The sequence below is a fragment of the Microbulbifer sp. ABM4_008 genome, from assembly GCF_056311705.1.
Map to the genome: position 1 here is coordinate 2,057,047 of NZ_CM149970.1, position 17,557 is coordinate 2,074,603.

The 17,557-nt window shown below is 44.4% G+C and carries 10 protein-coding genes; 3 read left to right on the forward strand and 7 right to left on the reverse strand.

The window, feature by feature from the left end; translation table 11 throughout:
* Positions 1-877: 877 nt before the first annotated feature.
* The 6 genes from ACYX4J_RS08950 to ACYX4J_RS08975 all read right to left on the reverse strand — a co-directional run bounded on the left by ACYX4J_RS08950 (position 878) and on the right by ACYX4J_RS08975 (position 11,156).
* A complete protein-coding gene (locus ACYX4J_RS08950; RefSeq protein ID WP_476178393.1) occupies positions 878-2,773 on the reverse strand; it encodes an acyltransferase family protein in 1,896 nt (631 codons plus the stop codon).
* Positions 2,774-4,369: 1,596 nt separating this feature from the next.
* Positions 4,370-4,819, reverse strand: coding sequence for a PaaI family thioesterase (locus ACYX4J_RS08955; protein WP_475710031.1), 450 nt, complete (start codon positions 4,817-4,819; stop codon positions 4,370-4,372).
* A 24-nt stretch (positions 4,820-4,843) separates the two neighbouring features.
* Positions 4,844-5,773 (reverse strand): DMT family transporter, encoded by a 930-nt coding sequence (locus tag ACYX4J_RS08960; RefSeq protein ID WP_475710032.1) that lies wholly within the window; start codon positions 5,771-5,773, stop codon positions 4,844-4,846.
* A gap of 82 nt (positions 5,774-5,855) precedes the next feature.
* The gene (locus ACYX4J_RS08965) at positions 5,856-7,958 is read right to left on the reverse strand and encodes a 3-hydroxyacyl-CoA dehydrogenase NAD-binding domain-containing protein (RefSeq protein WP_475710033.1); all 2,103 of its coding nucleotides are present in this window, start codon (positions 7,956-7,958) and stop codon (positions 5,856-5,858) included.
* 62 nt (positions 7,959-8,020) lie between these two features.
* Entirely contained in the window at positions 8,021-9,223 is a 1,203-nt protein-coding gene (locus ACYX4J_RS08970; RefSeq protein WP_476178394.1) for a 3-oxoadipyl-CoA thiolase, read from the reverse strand.
* Positions 9,224-9,278: 55 nt separating this feature from the next.
* Positions 9,279-11,156: an acyl-CoA synthetase gene (locus tag ACYX4J_RS08975; protein WP_476178395.1), complete on the reverse strand. Its 1,878-nt coding sequence runs from the start codon at positions 11,154-11,156 to the stop codon at positions 9,279-9,281.
* Between the two features lie 468 nt (positions 11,157-11,624).
* Here ACYX4J_RS08975 and ACYX4J_RS08980 point away from each other — a divergent pair, with 468 nt between their 5' ends.
* From ACYX4J_RS08980 to ACYX4J_RS08990, 3 genes are all read left to right on the forward strand, one after another.
* Positions 11,625-12,824, forward strand: a complete 1,200-nt coding sequence (locus tag ACYX4J_RS08980) for an acyl-CoA dehydrogenase family protein (protein WP_444913235.1) — start codon at positions 11,625-11,627, stop codon at positions 12,822-12,824.
* Positions 12,825-12,851: 27 nt separating this feature from the next.
* Complete coding sequence (locus ACYX4J_RS08985; protein ID WP_444913234.1) at positions 12,852-13,979, forward strand: acyl-CoA dehydrogenase family protein; 1,128 nt, start codon at positions 12,852-12,854, stop codon at positions 13,977-13,979.
* 64 nt (positions 13,980-14,043) lie between these two features.
* Positions 14,044-15,474: a coniferyl aldehyde dehydrogenase gene (locus tag ACYX4J_RS08990; RefSeq protein ID WP_476178396.1), complete on the forward strand. Its 1,431-nt coding sequence runs from the start codon at positions 14,044-14,046 to the stop codon at positions 15,472-15,474.
* A gap of 35 nt (positions 15,475-15,509) precedes the next feature.
* Here the strand turns inward: ACYX4J_RS08990 and ACYX4J_RS08995 are convergent, their stop codons facing one another.
* Positions 15,510-16,310 carry an IclR family transcriptional regulator gene (locus ACYX4J_RS08995; RefSeq protein WP_475710037.1) on the reverse strand — a complete coding sequence of 267 codons (801 nt, stop codon included), beginning with the start codon at positions 16,308-16,310 and terminating at the stop codon, positions 15,510-15,512.
* Positions 16,311-17,557 lie beyond the last annotated feature (1,247 nt).

The window sequence follows — 17,557 nt, forward strand, 5'->3', positions numbered from 1 at the left end:
TCCATTTCACTGTGATCAAGGGGGTGACCTTGATCACAGCGTTGAGCCAGTATTGATGTACTAAAAAACTCGCTGCCAGAGATGAATGACTTTAGTATCGGACCAAGCTTTGGCTGTATTTGAGTCAATATAGAGTACGATATGGTAATGATTACTCATTACTACATAGGCTGCAATATCAAGGGCGAAAATGGCATTTTTTACATTCCGACCTCAATCCAGTGACGTCGATACTCATAGTTTTTCCCAAGCTGAACATCTTTTCGGCAAAGAAATGCCCTATGTAAACAGCGAGAGACGCAGGGATAGTAGGGTATTGCATCAATAGATATCTGTGAGCATCGAGATAGGGTCATGGAATTAGGTGAGGTGGCTGTTTTTGTATCCAGTACTTTGTGGAAGTCCCTACATTATGTCAATGAATTTGACATTTAAATATACTTCTTTGATGGGTGTCCGGAAATAGGGTTTAAACTATATCTGATCTGGCTTAGCCTTCAAGGCTCACGAGTTATTCCTAAGGATTGCCTTACTTTATATATTGTTTCTCGTTTAAGCTACGCGAGGCCCCTGGGATTTCATCCAAGCTGTTCCTCCACAATATCATTACAACTCCCTCAGATCATATCTTGGCCGGGAGAGGTGCCGGCGCTATCAGAAGAACCCTCCCGGACTAACGGCACTTATTATCCGAAACGAAGGGCGATTGGTCGGGAATAAAATCGAGTAAAAGATACTCAACAACACCGTCGGATGTTATGTAATCGAGTTCCGCTACACGATGACAGTCAGCTTTAGTTCCTTGTTTATATTTTATGCTCATTATTTATATCCTGAATAAACTATATACTCGACTTAATCTAACCTAACAGTTAACTTAAGTTCCCTTGACTATCGTATCAAATAACGGAGTCATAAGTAATGCACCTGCAGGACTCAAATGGTGATTATCGCTAAAGTATGAAACCTCGCCATTAGAAAATAGGCAGGTATTTTCTGGGCATAGAATCTGGTGAGGTAACATCAGTTGGTCACCCAATCTACTATGTAGGTAGTTAACAACGTCAAGATAATCTTCATTAAATTTTTCAATTCCTACAAAGAAATGCTTTGGATTATAGATTCCCATAGCCAACTTTCGGCTTTCAATAGATGGAAAATTATAGCCAGGTATTTGAATCGGCCCTAATACATACACTATCTTACCAGCTTTCTCCAATCGATTGACAAAGCTAATCGTAGCCTCAGCCAAGGCTTCCCTGGCTTTTCTACTGACAAGGCTACCTTCAGAGCTAATATATCTATTAGAATGCCAAGTTTGTGCGATAATTACCTTCTGTATTTCCTTAGTAGAAACAATAGCTTCATAGTTCTTTTTTGCTTTTCTCAAACAATCTTGACTTAGATTGACTCTAAGTGTTGGCAAGCAGCTATTTAAAGGGACAATTAGACCTTTCTCATCAATACTGTTTAATGCATTAACAAAAGCTGGACCATACATTTGTGCATGAGAATTACCCAAAAGTACTGTTGAATAGGGTTGCTTATTATCACCTGCGACTAAACAAGCTCTAGAGGCACCAAAAGGTAAGTATTCTCTAACCCCACAACGAAAGTTAGAGCTTATCGATTCCGAAAAACTATTTGCTAATGGAGGGTGACGCTTAGGAAATCCATTAAAGCTAAAAATTAGTGCGGTCGATGCGACGATCAAGATATATAACAGGGCAATCAATAGTATGGAAAGTTTATCAGGATATTTGTTGCGAAAAGGAATTTCAATAAATTTCCAGGTCAAAGCTGAAGCAAGGCATGTAAATAAGAATCCTAATATCAATACATAATTACTAGGTGGATCAACATAAACATATTTAATGATAGAGATAACTGGCCAGTGCCACAAATACATGGAATATGAAATAAGGCCTATAAAACGAATTGCTGATAAAGTTAAGATACAATATAACAAACTTTGCGAACCAATGGGTTGATACAACATTAGTCCTGCCCCTGTCGTTATCAAAATAGCTGGAATAATCGAGTTTTCGGGATATGAATACGCGACTATGATCATCCCAAACCCCAGGTAAGATAGCAGAATATTTATGTTTTTATTTTGCTGTGGGTTTCTATAAGCTAATAGAGCAACCAGGACGCCAATTGCAAGCTGCCAGATTCGTGTGGGTGTAAGAAAAAAAGCAGGATTTTCACCCCCGATAGAAAGAATGAATATATTTAGGCTGATGGATGCCAATATAACTAAGCAAGCTAAGATTATATAAAAATTCTTATTTTTGGATAATTTGGTTAGCAGTAATAGCGTGCAAGGGAAAACAAGATAAAATTGCTCTTCGATACTCAAGGACCAAGAATGTAATAAAGGCTTCAGTTCATCACTAGCACCAAAATAACCACCTGAGCGCCAAAAGTATATATTGGAAACAAAAAATAAGCTTGTTAGCAGGCTTGTAGATAATCTGATTAAATCTGAAGAAATGAAAAAAATCAGACCAGAAATTAACACAAAAAGGAATACGACCAATACAGCCGGTAAAATTCTCCTAATTCGTCGGATGTAAAAGTGAGCTAAATTGAAACTCCCTTTATCGGTATCTTTCATTATCAGCCCGGTGATCAAATATCCAGAGATCACAAAAAAAAGATCTACCCCCAAGTAACCCAGAGGCAGTGTGGCCGGATGATAGTGAAAGATAATTACGGGAGCAACAGCCAAGAATCTTAATCCGTCAATTTCTTTTCTGTATTCATGCATTAGAAGAATATTCTCATCTATAAGGAGTTAGAATATAAAGCAATTCCCGGTTAATGTTTTCAAGGGTAGAGAGAAATAAAGTCATATTGGTAAGTAGTTAGTTTTTTCTCGCCAAATAGGTAGTAGTTAACCCTCAGGCCCAAATGCAACGTTTACGCTATAAGGCAAGCCCTAAGTCAGACAATCCACAGCCAACTTCAAATAATATAATAGTATCACCAATCTTTCAAAACCGGCTCATTTAGTAACGACCGGTAACCATCTCCCATATTTCAGCTCAAAACCTGGTTTCAAGCCGATCCTTGGCATACGCTTGAAGTAGTTTTGTATTAAAATCGTTAATTGTTTCCATGCCAGTATGAGTTCTAGAATTAACGTAGAGGGTTAAGAGCGTTCAATCACAGAGTTGCTTAATACTTTCCTTTCTAATATCACGTATCTTGGAGGTCGTCCAACATAAAAATCTTTATTGCCAAAAATTAGTAAAAAGTTGGAGGAAGGAAAAGTTATTGTTGATTCAGATGATATTCATCCTAATAAAATTTTACGAAAAACTGAAGATTAAGTTGAATACTGTAATGTCAGATGATATGCATGGCAGGGTTGTTTTTGTAACATTCATCATTTGTCAGTTTGCTTGCGAGTCAGTCCAAAAAATGTTCTGCTGGAACTTATGGGCGTGAATAAAGGAAATAAGATTTAAATCGATCAGCTGAGATTTATATCTGATGTATTCTATATGTTTATCAATGATCTGCGCGTAACATTAAATAGGCCGACTTGAGTCAAGCTAATTACTCGCGACGGTCGAGATCTGTACCGGTTAACAAAAATGCCCTTGCAGAGCGTGCTTTATGGGGTGTTAGTAACAGAATAGCTTCTATTATAATAATTGGAGTCATAATTAGCTCACCTGCCTCATCCCAAAGGGGGGCACGTACTATTCGTGAATAATCATTGTTAGCCCTTGAATGGTATGGCTTTCGCTCCGGCCCCGACTGCCTATAAATGCGCCCTAAAAATTCAAATATAACCATACTGAAATAACGATGGCACTAGTTTATCATGGTTAAACACAGTAGAAGGGTGATTTGTCCATCTGGTGGCTCATGCGAAAAACAAGCTAATTTAAATGGGTATGTTATATTTTTTGATGTATTTCTTTGGCATTTCATTTTTTGCAGCTGGAGAGTTGTTGGTTTTATAGTTCTCCGCATGGATCAATAGTATATGATATCTTTTCTTAGCTTGGTGAGGGATCTAAGATAGTATGAAAATTTTGGCTCGTATTTAAATGCATATAGAAATCAATATTAATCTGATGTGGATTTATAGGCTGCAACATTAAATGAGAAATTATGCCAGTTTCACAGTAAGCATATATGTATTGAATGTTAAGTTAGAATAAGAGAAATTTCAATGGATGTTTACTTTCTCTAAGGAAGACCCTCTTCTAATTTTAAGACCTATTTCGTTTATGTCATTTCTAGTAGTTTCGGTGAAGCTAATTGAGCCGCTGATCATTGCAACCTAGTGCCGCATCGCGGTGAGAGTCTGGAGATACTTTATGGTAAAGTGGATAGATACTTAGAATATCTATTCAGCAGCTTCGTAAGATTCCTTTTCAATCAGTTCACCATCCAATGTTTCACTGCCACCACGATAGCGCATAGTCATTTGGCCGGTAGCGATTAAAGTTCCTTCACTGTCATATACCTCTGTATATGAATAGAATATCTTTCGTCCAGTACTCGTTAGCTTACCTATCGCAGTGAGTTGATTAGTTTTTGCCTGACCGGTGAAATTTGCTGTTAAAGAAAGTGTAAAGGCTCTACGACGGCGGTTGGGGTGGGGGCAGTAGAGGCCGCAGTAAGAGCCAGCGATATCGATTAATGTTGTAATAAAACCACCGTGGGGCACACCGTGGGTATTCAGGTGTTCCGGTTGTACTTCCACGCTGATTGCAACATGGCCTTCCTGCCAATTATCTATGGTTACACCTAGATGGTCATTGAACGGGGGTTGTTTCTTATTCTGCCAATTCATCCAATTTCACCTTAGAAAGTACGTTTATGATGGGTCGCTACAATTTTTTTTCTGAGTTGATAGGTAGACTGTGAACAATCCTGCACTGATAACTATCAGCGTCCCCACCAGTGCAATAGTGTTAGGTAAGTGCTGCCAAATGAGCCAACCTAGAAGTCCGGCAATAACCACACCAAAGTAACTGATTGGCGACACCACGCTGGGTTTTGCATAGCTATATGCTTTGGTGTACAGCCAGATAGCCAAGAGTACAGAGACACCGTTGAAAATAAGATAGGGGATTGTCCATAAAGGTATTGGTTCCCAATAATAGATACCCAGGGGCAGGCTGCACGCGAACGAGATTAATACGTAGTAAAACAATATTAGGCTGGGCCGGTCTGTACGGGACAAAATTCGTGTTCCGACCATAGAGGCAGCCAGGGTAAGCCCTGAAATCAGGCCGAAGGCATGGCCGCTACTAATACCGTCCACGTTGGGTTGAAGAATCAAGGTGATCCCCAGTAAGCCCAGTAAGATTGGTAGCCAGTGGGCTATGGGGATTTTTGCTCGAGACCAAAGCCAGGCAATAAGGGGAACAAAAATGGGAGCTGCATTACGCAATAGTCCCGCTTCCAATAGTGAAATTTTGCTTAGGGCAGAAAAATATGTGAAAAAGCATAACCACCCAGCAAAACCGCGTATTAGGTGGGTTCTCCAGTGTTGGGTGGTAAGGTGTCGAGGTGTTTGTCGCACTAGCCATGGGGTTAGCAGTATCAGGCAGATACTGTATTGGCTGAGCGTAATTAATGGCACGGGGACAGCGGTAGACACCCATTTGCTGGCTGCGGCCGCTGTACTTGCTACCAGCGCGGTAGCCAATGCAAAACCAATGCCCTTCCAGTTTTGGATATCCGTGCGGAGTGGCTGACTTGGTGGGGATTGTACTTCGACTAAGGCATCAGGCCTACTCATGGTGACACAACTTCTTTATTTGGCTGCAGCGGGTAAAGTGGGAAGCCAGTAGTCATACTGACTTCCCCTATAGTTTACAAGCTTAGATTTTGCCATCAGCCCATTGCGCAAATGTTTTTCCCTCTTGGGCTAGCCGTTCCAGTAAAGGGGCTGGAGTCCAGTAGGTATCTCCATGCTGCTGGCGGAAAGTACATATTTTTTCGTAGATTTCCTTCAAGCCGATACTGTCGGCATAGTGCATAGGTCCTCCACGATGGGGCGGAAAGCCATAACCGTAAACATATACAACGTCTATATCACTCGGACGTTGGGCTATGCCTTCCTCCAGGATTTTGGCTCCTTCATTAATCAGCGCGAAAGTTAGGCGGTTTAGAATCTCCTCGTCGGAAATTTCCCGCCTTACAACCCCTTGGCTTTTAGCTTGGGCTTCAATGACTTTCAGTACTTCCGGGTCGCTGCTGCGAGCGCGAGTTTCGGGATCGTAGCGATAGTAGCCGGCTCCACTTTTCTGGCCCAGGCGGCCCATTTCAACCAGGGCATCTGCAATACAGTAGGTTTTTGGCTCTCCTCTTTCTGATTCGCTCAGGCCCTGGCGCGCCTTGTAGCCGATATCCAGCCCCGCTAGATCTCCAACGGCGATAGGGCCCATAGCCATCCCCCAAGACTGCATAATCGAATCAATCTGCTCCGGGGTTGAGCCCTCGATTAAACACAGCTGCGACTCTCTGCCATAGGGGCGCAACATACGATTGCCAATAAAGCCGTAACAGTTTCCCGCTAGTACGGGTACTTTCTTGATCGTTTTAGCGAGTTGCATGGCAGTGGCAATTACATCGTCAGCACTTTGCGAGCCGCGAACCACTTCGAGTAGTTTCATTACATTGGCAGGGCTGAAAAAATGCATCCCTATAACATCTTGCGGCCTGTTGGTTGCAGATGCGATTTGATCAATATCTTGGTAGGAAGTGTTGGTTGCAAGGATAGTACCGGGTTTGCAGGAGTGATCCAATTTGGCAAAAATTTCCTGTTTGAGCTCCATATTTTCAAATACGGCCTCAATGACCAGGTCTACATCAGCTAGGTCTGCGTAGTCAGTTGTGCCGGAAATCAACGAGAGACAATGAGTTTTTTGACCTTCTGTGAGTTTCCCTTTCTGCATGCTGATGGTGTAATTCTTGTCGATCACTGCTAGCCCTCGATTTATCGCAGTTTGATCGATTTCTACCAGTTTGACTGGAATACCGACATTGGCAAAATTCATGGCGATGCCTCCGCCCATAGTGCCTCCACCGATAATGCCCACGCTCTTTATCTCCCTGGTGGGTAGGTCTTTTGGTAAGCCCGTGACTTTGGTTGCAGTGCGCTCGGCAAAAAATAAATGCTTGAGGGCGGCCGATTGGCTGGAGAGCAGGCATTCGATAAACAAGTCGAGCTCTTTAGCAAGCCCTTTATCAAAAGGCTGGTGAACTGCGGCCTCTATACAGGTAACAATATGTTGCGGTGCAAGCTGACCTCGTGATCTCTTTTCAAGGCGCTTGCGGAAATCATCAAATAACCCCTCAGGAATGCTGTCAGGATCTATTACGATGTCTCTGACTCGGCGGAGAGGAGCTTCATTTGCTATCAATTCACGGGTAAAGGCGAGGGCTCCCTCTAACAAGTCATCATCGATAACCCGGTCTATTAACTTCATACTTTTGGCTTTAGAGGCCGGTATTGGACTCCCTTTTGTGATTAATTCCAGTGCAGCGGCAACACCAGCCAAGCGTGGGGTGCGCTGGGTGCCACCGGCTCCTGGCAGTAATCCCAGTTTGACTTCTGGCAGCCCCACTTTGGCCGATGCTATTGCACAGCGGTAATGGCAGGCTAGAGCCACTTCGAATCCACCGCCGAGTGCCGTGCCGTGAATGGCGGCGATTACTGGTTTACAGGAGTTTTCTATTTCCGCAATCACTTCTGATAGGGCGGGTGCCTGTGGTGGCTTGCCAAATTCCGTAATGTCCGCACCAGCAATAAAAGTTCGGCCTTCACACACTAGCAGCAGGGCTTTTGATGTATCGCCTTGAGCGTTCTTAATCGCTCCCCAAATGCCTTCACGCAAGCCGTGAGAGAGGGCGTTCACAGGAGGGTTGTTCAATCGAATTACACCGATATCGCCAATGAGTTCATAACTTACACTAGACATAGCTATCTCCAGATCTTAAGTGACAACTGTTCGGTCTCGGTTTTATTTACATCTAATCAGGTTTATATGCGTTCTATGATTACAGCGATGCCCTGGCCGATCCCGATACACATGGTGGCTAATGCATAGCGCCCACCCGTACGTTCCAGCTGGCGCAATGCTGTCAGCAAAATACGGGCACCACTGGCCCCCAGGGGGTGACCAACGGCGATGGCACCACCATTGGGATTTACCCGTGGGTCCGCATAATCAATTTCGAGCATTTTGAGGCAGCCCATAGCCTGTACCGCAAAAGCTTCGTTGAACTCCATTACATCCATATCCCCAAGCTCCAAGTCCGCACGGGCGAGGGCTTTACGGGTAGCCGGTACCGGGCCCAACCCCATTACCCGCGGCTCTACTCCTGCAATGGCACTGGCGAGAATACGTGCCCTAGGCTTTAGATCTGCTGCTTGGCCAGCTTCGGCGCTACCAATAATGAGTGCCGCCGCGCCATCGTTGATGCCGGAAGCGTTGCCGGCAGTAACCACTCCATCTTCGAAAAGCGCGGGTAGGGCTTGAAGTCGCTCCAATGATGCATTGGGGCGGGGATGTTCATCCGTATCGATAAGAAGGGCTGGCTTCTTGCGACCTTGGGGTACTTCGATGGGAATAATTTCATCGACAAAAAAGCCATCGGTACGTGCCGACTCGTATTTAGTTTGTGATGCCAATGCAAATGTATCGCACTCTTCCCGGCAAATATTCAGGTCTGATGCAATATTGTCTGCGGTCTGAGGCATGCTGTGGCTTCCATACTCAGCAACAATGTCTGGGTTGGTGAAGCGGGGGCCTAGGGTCGTATCTGCCAATACCTGATTGCGATCAAAAGCACTGTTGGCTTTGGAGAGAACCAGGGGGGCGCGACTCATTGATTCGACACCTCCCGCGATAAATAGCTCTCCTTCTGCGGCGCGAATGCAGCGAGCGGCATCTGCTATAGCGGACAAGCCGGAACCACAAAGGCGATTTACCGTTATGCCGCCTGTGGATATGGGCAATCCTGCTAGCAGGCCTGAAAATCGGGCAATGTTGCGACTGTCTTCTCCCGCCTGATTAGTATTGCCCGCAATAACGTCCTCAAAATGTTGAGGGTTAAAATTGTTTCTTTCAGTCAGGGTCCTGATGACATGGGCAAGCAGGTTGTCGGGCCGGATACTGGAAAGGCTGCCCCCGTGGCGGCCAAAAACACTGCGGCCGCCGTCATAAATATAGGCATGTGACATAGTGAAATTTCCGATATTGGAGTTCTAAGTGCATTGAGTCATGCGGTAATTTCTTTTATTCAAACTCCAAAGCCACGGGTAAATTTTCCAGGGCTTCCTCTACAGCGGCTTTGCTGGAGGCTTGTTCAAGTTGAACTTTTGCTACCTGGCCAAGGGATGCATCGAAGTGGGCGGAAAACTTAGCGGTAATACTTTTTTCCTCTAATGCCTGGCCTACGACATATTCGGTAGCGCGATTGCGCAGAGCTGGTTTGAATACTTTGGCTACAGCAGTGAGTGGAATCTCATCAATAATTTCCACGCGCTTAGGAATGGCTGCACGCTCAGAAATTTGGCTGCGGCAATAGTCAATGAGTTGTTCTTCTGTGGGCGGGTTAGTGGATGGAAACAGGGTAACGTAAGCTACTGGAACTTCTCCGGCATAAGCATCTGGTTGACCAACTGCAACGGCAATAGCAACGGCAGGGTGACGGGATAATGGTTCTTCGATCAGAGCCGGATCTATATTGTGGCCGCCGCGAATAATTAAATCCTTGGCCCGCCCAGTTAAGAACAGGTTACCATCTCCATCGAGATATCCCATATCGCCGGTATTAAACCAGGACTTATCGACCCAGGCTTTAGCATTATCCTCTTCTGATAAGTAGCCAGAAAAAATATGTGGCCCGCACGCGAGTACTATGCCCACCTCTCCTGTATTGCAGGTTCTAACCAGTCGGGTACCGTCTACTTCGGCAATTTTCATTTCCATATAAGGCAATCGCCGGCCGACGCTGCCTTCAGGGGCTTGCATATCGGTAGGTGGGCGAGCTAAAAGGCAGCTGGACTCCGTCATGCCATAGCCATTGCTGACAAGGACGTTGAACTTCTCCTCAAAGGCATTCTTCAACCCCGTTGGCAGGGTGGAGGCTCCACAGCCAATATCTGTTAGACAGCTGATGTCATTGTCACCCACGGGAATTTGCAGTAATACACCGAGGATGGTGGGGACGGCGGCAAAGCCCTTCACCTGAAAACGCGCAACATGATGCCACCAATTTGGTAGGACATTGGGTGAGCGAAAACCAGAGGGTGTCATGATAACAATTGTGCGTCCGGCCAATAGGGTGCCAATACCCGCAACAACGGTACCGAAAATATGAAACAGTGGAAGTCCGCTCAGGGTAGCGAAGCGCCCTTTACTGGATGACGTATCAGCACTTAATTGAGCGACGAAGGCAATATTGCTGTGAGTTAAGCGGGCTATTTTAGGTCTTCCAGTAGTGCCCCCGGTGTGGAAATAACTAGCGGTTTTATTCCCCTGGATATTACGTTCACTCTTTAGATGATCGTCCGGCTGTTGGGATATAGCCGAGACAAAATTATCTGCGTGAATACCCGCTGGAACTGGAGTATTGCTAATTGGCTTTTTACTGATTAGTAACAGAGTTTTTAATGTGGGAACTTGCTCGAGAATTTGCGTTACTTTATCCCATATTTCCTCGCTAAGATCTTGGCCAAGAGTGACCAGGACTTTAGCCCTGGTGGTATTCATAATTTCGATTATATGTTCGGGTTCCAGCAACGGATTAATAGGGCTGGTAATACCTGCTGCCTGGCCTCCCCAAAGTGCAAAATGAGTTTCTGGCAAATTGGGTAGTAATAAAGTCACTGTATCGGTTGGCTCAACACCGATGGAGTGAAGAAGATTGGCAGTCTGGTGCACTCGCTGGGATAACTCGGAGAAAGTTACTTTAACCGTGTCTTCGTCAGGTGCGGCCGTTGGCAGGAATTCGATGGCCGAGTCATGTTGGTAGAGGCGGGCAGATTGCCGGATTAAATCAAAAGTGCTTTCCCAGGGGTATCGCTGCGAAAGGGGGACTTTTTCATACTCCTGAATTTCAGCAAGTGACTGCAACATTGTATCGGAGGATTGAATGGGCGTGATCGACATGGGGGCTTCTCTCACTTTGGTTATTATGGTGACGACCATAGCAAAAGTGAATACAGCATTCCACTCTGCGGAATAAGGTGTTAGTGTTTTACATATTAAGAAGTGCCCAATGCATTTTTTAATGGAAAATGGCGCATAAAAACTTATTAAAAATAAAGAGGCGCCATGTTGTTGAGTTTTTTCCTGTTTTATTTTTCGAACGGTTGATTTGTGTGCCTATCTGGAGTTGATTGGCGCTAGAAATGCTCGGTTTTTTATTTCGATAAAGGCATTTTACGCCAATAATTTAAATCGTTGGGATCGATTCAAAGGCAATTAAGTAACTTGTCGAGGTGAATCTGTTAAACACTAGTTCCGCCTGTACCGGGGATCTTTCAAAAGATTGCGTGTTTTTGCTGCGCAAGATTGTGATAGAAGCAGTTTGTAGGAGCTGCTGTTCAATGCGCCGACTAATAAAGGAGCAGGCGAATGAATATAGATTTTTCTCCCGAAGAGTTAGCTTTTCAGCAGGAGGTCCAGCAGTTTCTCCAAGAGAAACTTCCTGAAGATATTAGAGAGAAAACCCTGAAGGAAATCCCCCTGGAGAAAGAGGATTTTGTTCGCTGGCAAAAAATACTCTATGAGCAAGGGTGGGCAGCTACGAATTGGCCGGTTGAATATGGAGGTACCGGTTGGACACCTACTCAGAAACACATTTGGGCAGACGAATGTGCTAACTATGGTGTACCAGAGTTGATTCCTTTCGGCTTAAAAATGGTTGCTCCAGTGATCTTTACCTACGGTAGTGAAGAACAAAAGCAACGATTTCTGCCTGACATCCTGGCAAGTAATGTCTGGTGGTGTCAGGGGTATTCGGAACCAAATGCTGGCTCAGATTTAGCTTCCTTAAAAACAACAGCTGTCCGTGATGGCGGTGAGTATATTGTCAACGGCACCAAGACCTGGAATACCTTGGGTCACTTTGCAGACTGGATATTTTGTTTGGTTCGTACTGGTGGGCCTCAAGTAAAGAACCAGGCTGCTATCAGCTTCTTGCTAATTGATATGAAACACCCCGGTATTACGGTTTCGCCAATTATGACCTTGGGTGGTCACCATGAAGTAAATGAAGTCCATTTCAATAATGTGAGGGTACCGGTAGAAAACCGTATTGGCGAGGAGGGGCAAGGGTGGACTTACGCCAAGGTTTTGCTAACCCACGAACGCACCGGTATTGCGCGGGTGGCAAAATCCAAGAAACGCTTACAAACGCTAAAGGATTTAGCCAAAGAGACCTGCGATGGAGAAAGTAGTCTGCTTGAGAACCCGGCTTTTGCCCAAAAACTGGCCGAAGTTGAAATTGAGCTCTTGGCTCTGGAGTTTACTGAACTACGTACGCTTGCGGCGGTAAGTACAGGTGGTGCCCCAGGAGCGGAATCTTCCATCCTTAAAATCAAAGGAACCGAAGTCGCTCAACTTATCGATGAACTGTATATGGAGACTGCGGGTTACTACGGAATGCCGTTTGTGAGAGAGCAGTTTAGGAGCGGGTTTGACGGAGAATGGGTGGGCCCCGGTGTTATTGCCAGCAGTGTGCCTCGTTACTTAAATAACCGTAAATCCTCAATTTATGGCGGAAGTAATGAGATTCAGAAAAATATTATCAGTAAATGGGTACTTGGCCTGTAAGTGCAGCATCTAAAGAGGACTTGAGCGATGGATTTTTCCTACAGCGAAGAGCAGCAGATGCTGCAAAGCAGTGTGAGCAAGTTTATCCAGCAGGATTATGACTTTGACCGTCGTTGTAAAATAGTGAGTAACGATATTGGCTTCAGTAAGGAAAATTGGAAGCTATTTGCGGAACTCGGCTGGTTAATGGTGCCGTTTGGAAAGGATGATGGAGGCCTAGGAGGCTCCGCCGTAGACTTTATAGTGGTTATGGAGGAGTTCGGTCGAGGTTTAGTGGTTGAGCCTTTCCTAGCCAGTGTTGTTCTCAGTGGTGGTCTTATCGCTGACTGCGCTAGTGAGGTGCAAAAGCGAGAACTCCTGGGAATGTTAATGGAAGGCCAATTGCAATTGGCATTTGCTTTTACTGAGTCACAGAGTCGCTATAACCTTACTGATATAGCCATGACTGCGGTAAAGGATGGAGACAATTACCTCCTGAATGGACATAAAGCTGTCGTTCTAAATGGTGACGTAGCAGATAAATTCTTAGTTGCTGTGCGGACGAGCGGAGCACAGCGAGATCGTGAGGGGATCACCTTACTACTTGTCGATCCTAATACAGAAGGGCTTCAGCGGCATGGATATGCCACTGTGGATGCACACCGTGCCGCCGAAATTAAATTCAATAACGTGAAAGTACCCATAGCTAATCTGATAGGGGAAGAGGGGGCGGCTTTAGGAGCTATAGAAAAGGCTGTTGATAGAGCGACGTTGGCATTGTGTGCAGAAGCTGTTGGAGCTATGGAAAGGATCTATAAGAAGACAGTTGAGTACACTAAGACGCGGGAGCAGTTTGGTGTTCCTATTGGCAAGTTCCAGGCACTACAGCACCGCATGGTGGATATGTTTACTGAGTATGAGCAAGCGCGCTCAATATTGTTGATGGCTGCGCTACAGCTTGATAGCAATAACGGAGTTGCGCCTAAGGCGATATCCGCTGCAAAAAGCCGTATTGGTAAAGCTGCGCGGTTTATCGGTCAAGAGGCGATACAGTTACATGGCGGTATAGGGGTTACTGAGGAGTTGGATGTAAGTCACTACTTTAAGCGTCTAACAACAACTCAGTACCTATTTGGCAGTACTGATTACCACACTTTACGATTTGCCAAGCTGTAAATCATAAAGCACTGACTATACGGCCAAATTCACTCTCTACTTGCCACTTTGCGAGGGCACACACATGGAAAAAGTTGTCGAGCACACCAGATCTGTGAGCATAGGTAAAGTAGAGAGTGTTTTTAAACTTCAAAAGGATGCATTTAATAGGAGCCCCTACCCGAGTCTTCAGGAGCGTCTGGAAAGTTTAAAAAAATTAGAGCAATTGATCCTGGAAAACCAGAAATCCATAGCAAAGGCAATAAGCGAGGATTTTGGTAATCGTGCCATCCAGGAAACTAAAATTGCAGAGATCTATGGGTGTATCGAGGAGATTCGTTACACTCGTAAGCGCTTAAAAAAGTGGGTGAAAATTCAGAAACGTCATGTGCCTTTGCTACTTCGAGGAGTAAAAAATCGCGTATTACCTCAACCAAAAGGGGTGGTTGCTATTGTTACCCCCTGGAATTACCCACTACTTCTATCTGTTGGGCCCTTGGTGAGTGCGATATCCGCAGGGAATCGCTGTATGATCAAGATGGCTGCTAACTCGCGTGCCCTTTCTGCATTATTACATCAGTTATTTAATAGATTCTTTTCAGAGGATCTGGTAGCTATTCTTCCTGGAGTGAGCGCTACGGAGTTTACAGCCCAGGCATATGATCACATGATCTTTACTGGATCTGGCAAAGTAGGAAAAGTGGTAATGCGGAGAGCTGCGGATCACCTAACTCCTGTGACACTAGAACTGGGAGGTAAGTCTCCAGCCATAATATGTGGCGACTTTGATGAAAATATTGCTGCGGAACGTATTTTGAGCTCAAAATTCTTCAATGCGGGCCAAACTTGTGTAGCTCCAGATTATTTATTGATTCCTGAAGAAAAACTTTCAGGATTCTTGGAATCGGCTAAGAGACTTGTACCCAAATGGTATCCATCTTTAAATTCAGAAGATTATACTTCGATTGTTGATGAAAAGGCGTTTAATAGGCTGAATACTTGTCTAACGGATGCTCTGGAGAAAGGGGCTACAGTTCTGCCGTTATTAGATGTTGAAAACAATAAAGGTTTGCAAAAAATTGCTCCCACCTTAGTGTTAAACCCGACAGAAGACATGAGTCTGCTACGCGAGGAGATATTTGGCCCTATTTTACCTATTCTTACGTATAGGAATCTGTCTGATACGATAGATTACATAAATAGTAAAGATAGGCCTTTAGCATTATATATTTTCAGTTCTAGCGGAGATGTTCAGGAAAAGATTATCAAAAGCACAATGTCTGGAGGTGTTTGTATCAATGACTGCGCGATGCATGTCTCCCAGGCAGACTTGCCCTTTGGTGGTATTGGGGCGAGTGGCATGGGGCAATATCACGCTTATGAGGGTTTTTTGGAATTCTCAAAATTACGACCGATCTTTACACAAGCCAAAAAGTCAGCGGCGGTGCCTTTACGACCACCTTATGGCCAAAGATTTGATAAAATTTTCAACTTTCTACTGCGTTTCAAACTGTAGCTGTACTGATTGAGAAGATCTGGAGTTTGAGTCGACTAATATCGGATTAACATAGCTTCGATATTGCCTACCAGGTTTTTCAACAGAGGAGCTACTTCATTTTCTAAGTATTCCGGGTTAAGTCTAAAAGCAGGTCCGCCAGCATTAAAAGTGTAAATATGACCTTGGCTTAAAGAGAGAGGTACCGCGATACCGTTGACATCGCGATTCCACTCGCCAAAAGAGCAGCAGAAGCCGCGCTGCTGGTAGCTGGTGACCGCTTCTTCAATACCGGCTTTGATCGTTGGCCATTGATCACCAGCTTTTTTCTCCAGGTAGCCATAAAAATATTCCCGTTCTTCTTGAGGGAGTGCTGCCAAAAAAGCTCGCCCGGAGCCGCTGGAAGCTATGGGTACGCGATTACCGATTTCATGGCGAAAAGTTGTGACATTTGCAGGAGCACAGAACTCGACAAAAATCATATCCAGCCGGTCCCGATCAGAGAGACCAACAGCGGTACCGGTAGAATTAGCTAGATCCTGCATTAAAGGCTTGGCTACCTGCCTGACTGTGAGATTTGAGACAAAAGCATAACCAAGAGCCAGGACGCCACTACCCAGCTGATATTTCTCCATTCGATCAGAGTAGGTAAGATAGCCTAATTTGGTCAGGGTATAAGTCAGCCTGGAAACACTGGAGCGGGGCAGGCCAGTGCGCTGGGCGATCTCCATATTACCCAGGAAGCCATCACCAGGTTGAAAGGCTCGGAGTACATCCAACCCACGAGCTAAAGCCTCAATAAATTTTCTATCTGGTTCAGTATCTTTTTTTCTGTGAAGGTCACTTAACGAAACCATAAGTTTTTGTCCTGCTTTCTTACTGTAAATTATACAGTTTTACGGGTAAGCCTAAAGAGGATTTTTTGATATTTTTGAGTGACTTCTTTCCTATTCTGAAGAGCAATTTCGGTAGTGTGTACATAGGCTCATCTAAACTGCGAATTTGACTGTGGCAAATAGGTGTGCACTATATTGGTTGTTAAGTTGTAAGTAGGTGTGCATTATTTTGAGGGGTAAACCAAGAAGCCTGTAAAATGAGACCTAACTACCTCTCTTGCTAAGTTATACTTACGTGTATATAAATACAACTTTCTCGTTGATCCACTATGGAATACATTAAAGCTTGCAAGAAGGTGCTGTTTCAGAAAGGCTTTAATTTGGCTTAACCTCTTAAAATATACGGCAGCGGGGAACTGTGCTTCGATGCACTTTTCCGATTTCACTAATTCAATGACTTTTGTTGGCCTCACTATCGACATGACAAACATTACGAACTTACCTATTGGAAACTAAAACGATGTTGCCAGTGTTGATGCCAGACATCGATTACTTGCCGTCCGATTCTTGACTCCACGCAGATCCTCCTTGCCCCCAGGTTCATCGGAGTTTTTCAGCTTGCACAGTATATGGCTGTCACTTACAAAGCTAACTGGTGTATGAAAAAGATGATGGAGTGAGAACAACGCTATAAACTGCCTGTTTTATTCCTAGGTTCATGCAATAGCCGACATAGATGGAGATAGCGAAGGAGATCTGCTGGCTGGTTAGAATCCGCACTAACAATCCAGAAACCTTATAGGAGCCCTTACCAACTAACTAACTTTGAAAGAACGATACCGGATCGAAGTTCTTAATGGATAGAACTATTCGGCTCGAGATATTGTGTTACAGAGGTGACAAGGAGCATATAAGTACATCAAGTTCGATTTATCTATGAAGGTGAAAATCAATTATCATCTAAGCAATACTGTTCCCAAGCATATTTGTGAAGCCTAATCCTCTTTAGGAGCGTGGGTTGAACAAAAATACGAATGGCTTGGAGAGATCTTTTCTCCAAAAGGTGTGAATATTGGCAAGATATTCAAAATATGTATTGATGATGCAGTATTCCGTATAAATTTTCGTCCATGGAAGGTGCTAAATTACTTGTGTCCGTTGTAATTTTTGGCGGGTAGGCGTGTGTCTCCTATATTGACAATCTGGGAAGTAGATTATCAGATTTTAGTTAATACATTTAGGTATTTATCTTTTTAAGCCTTAGCTTA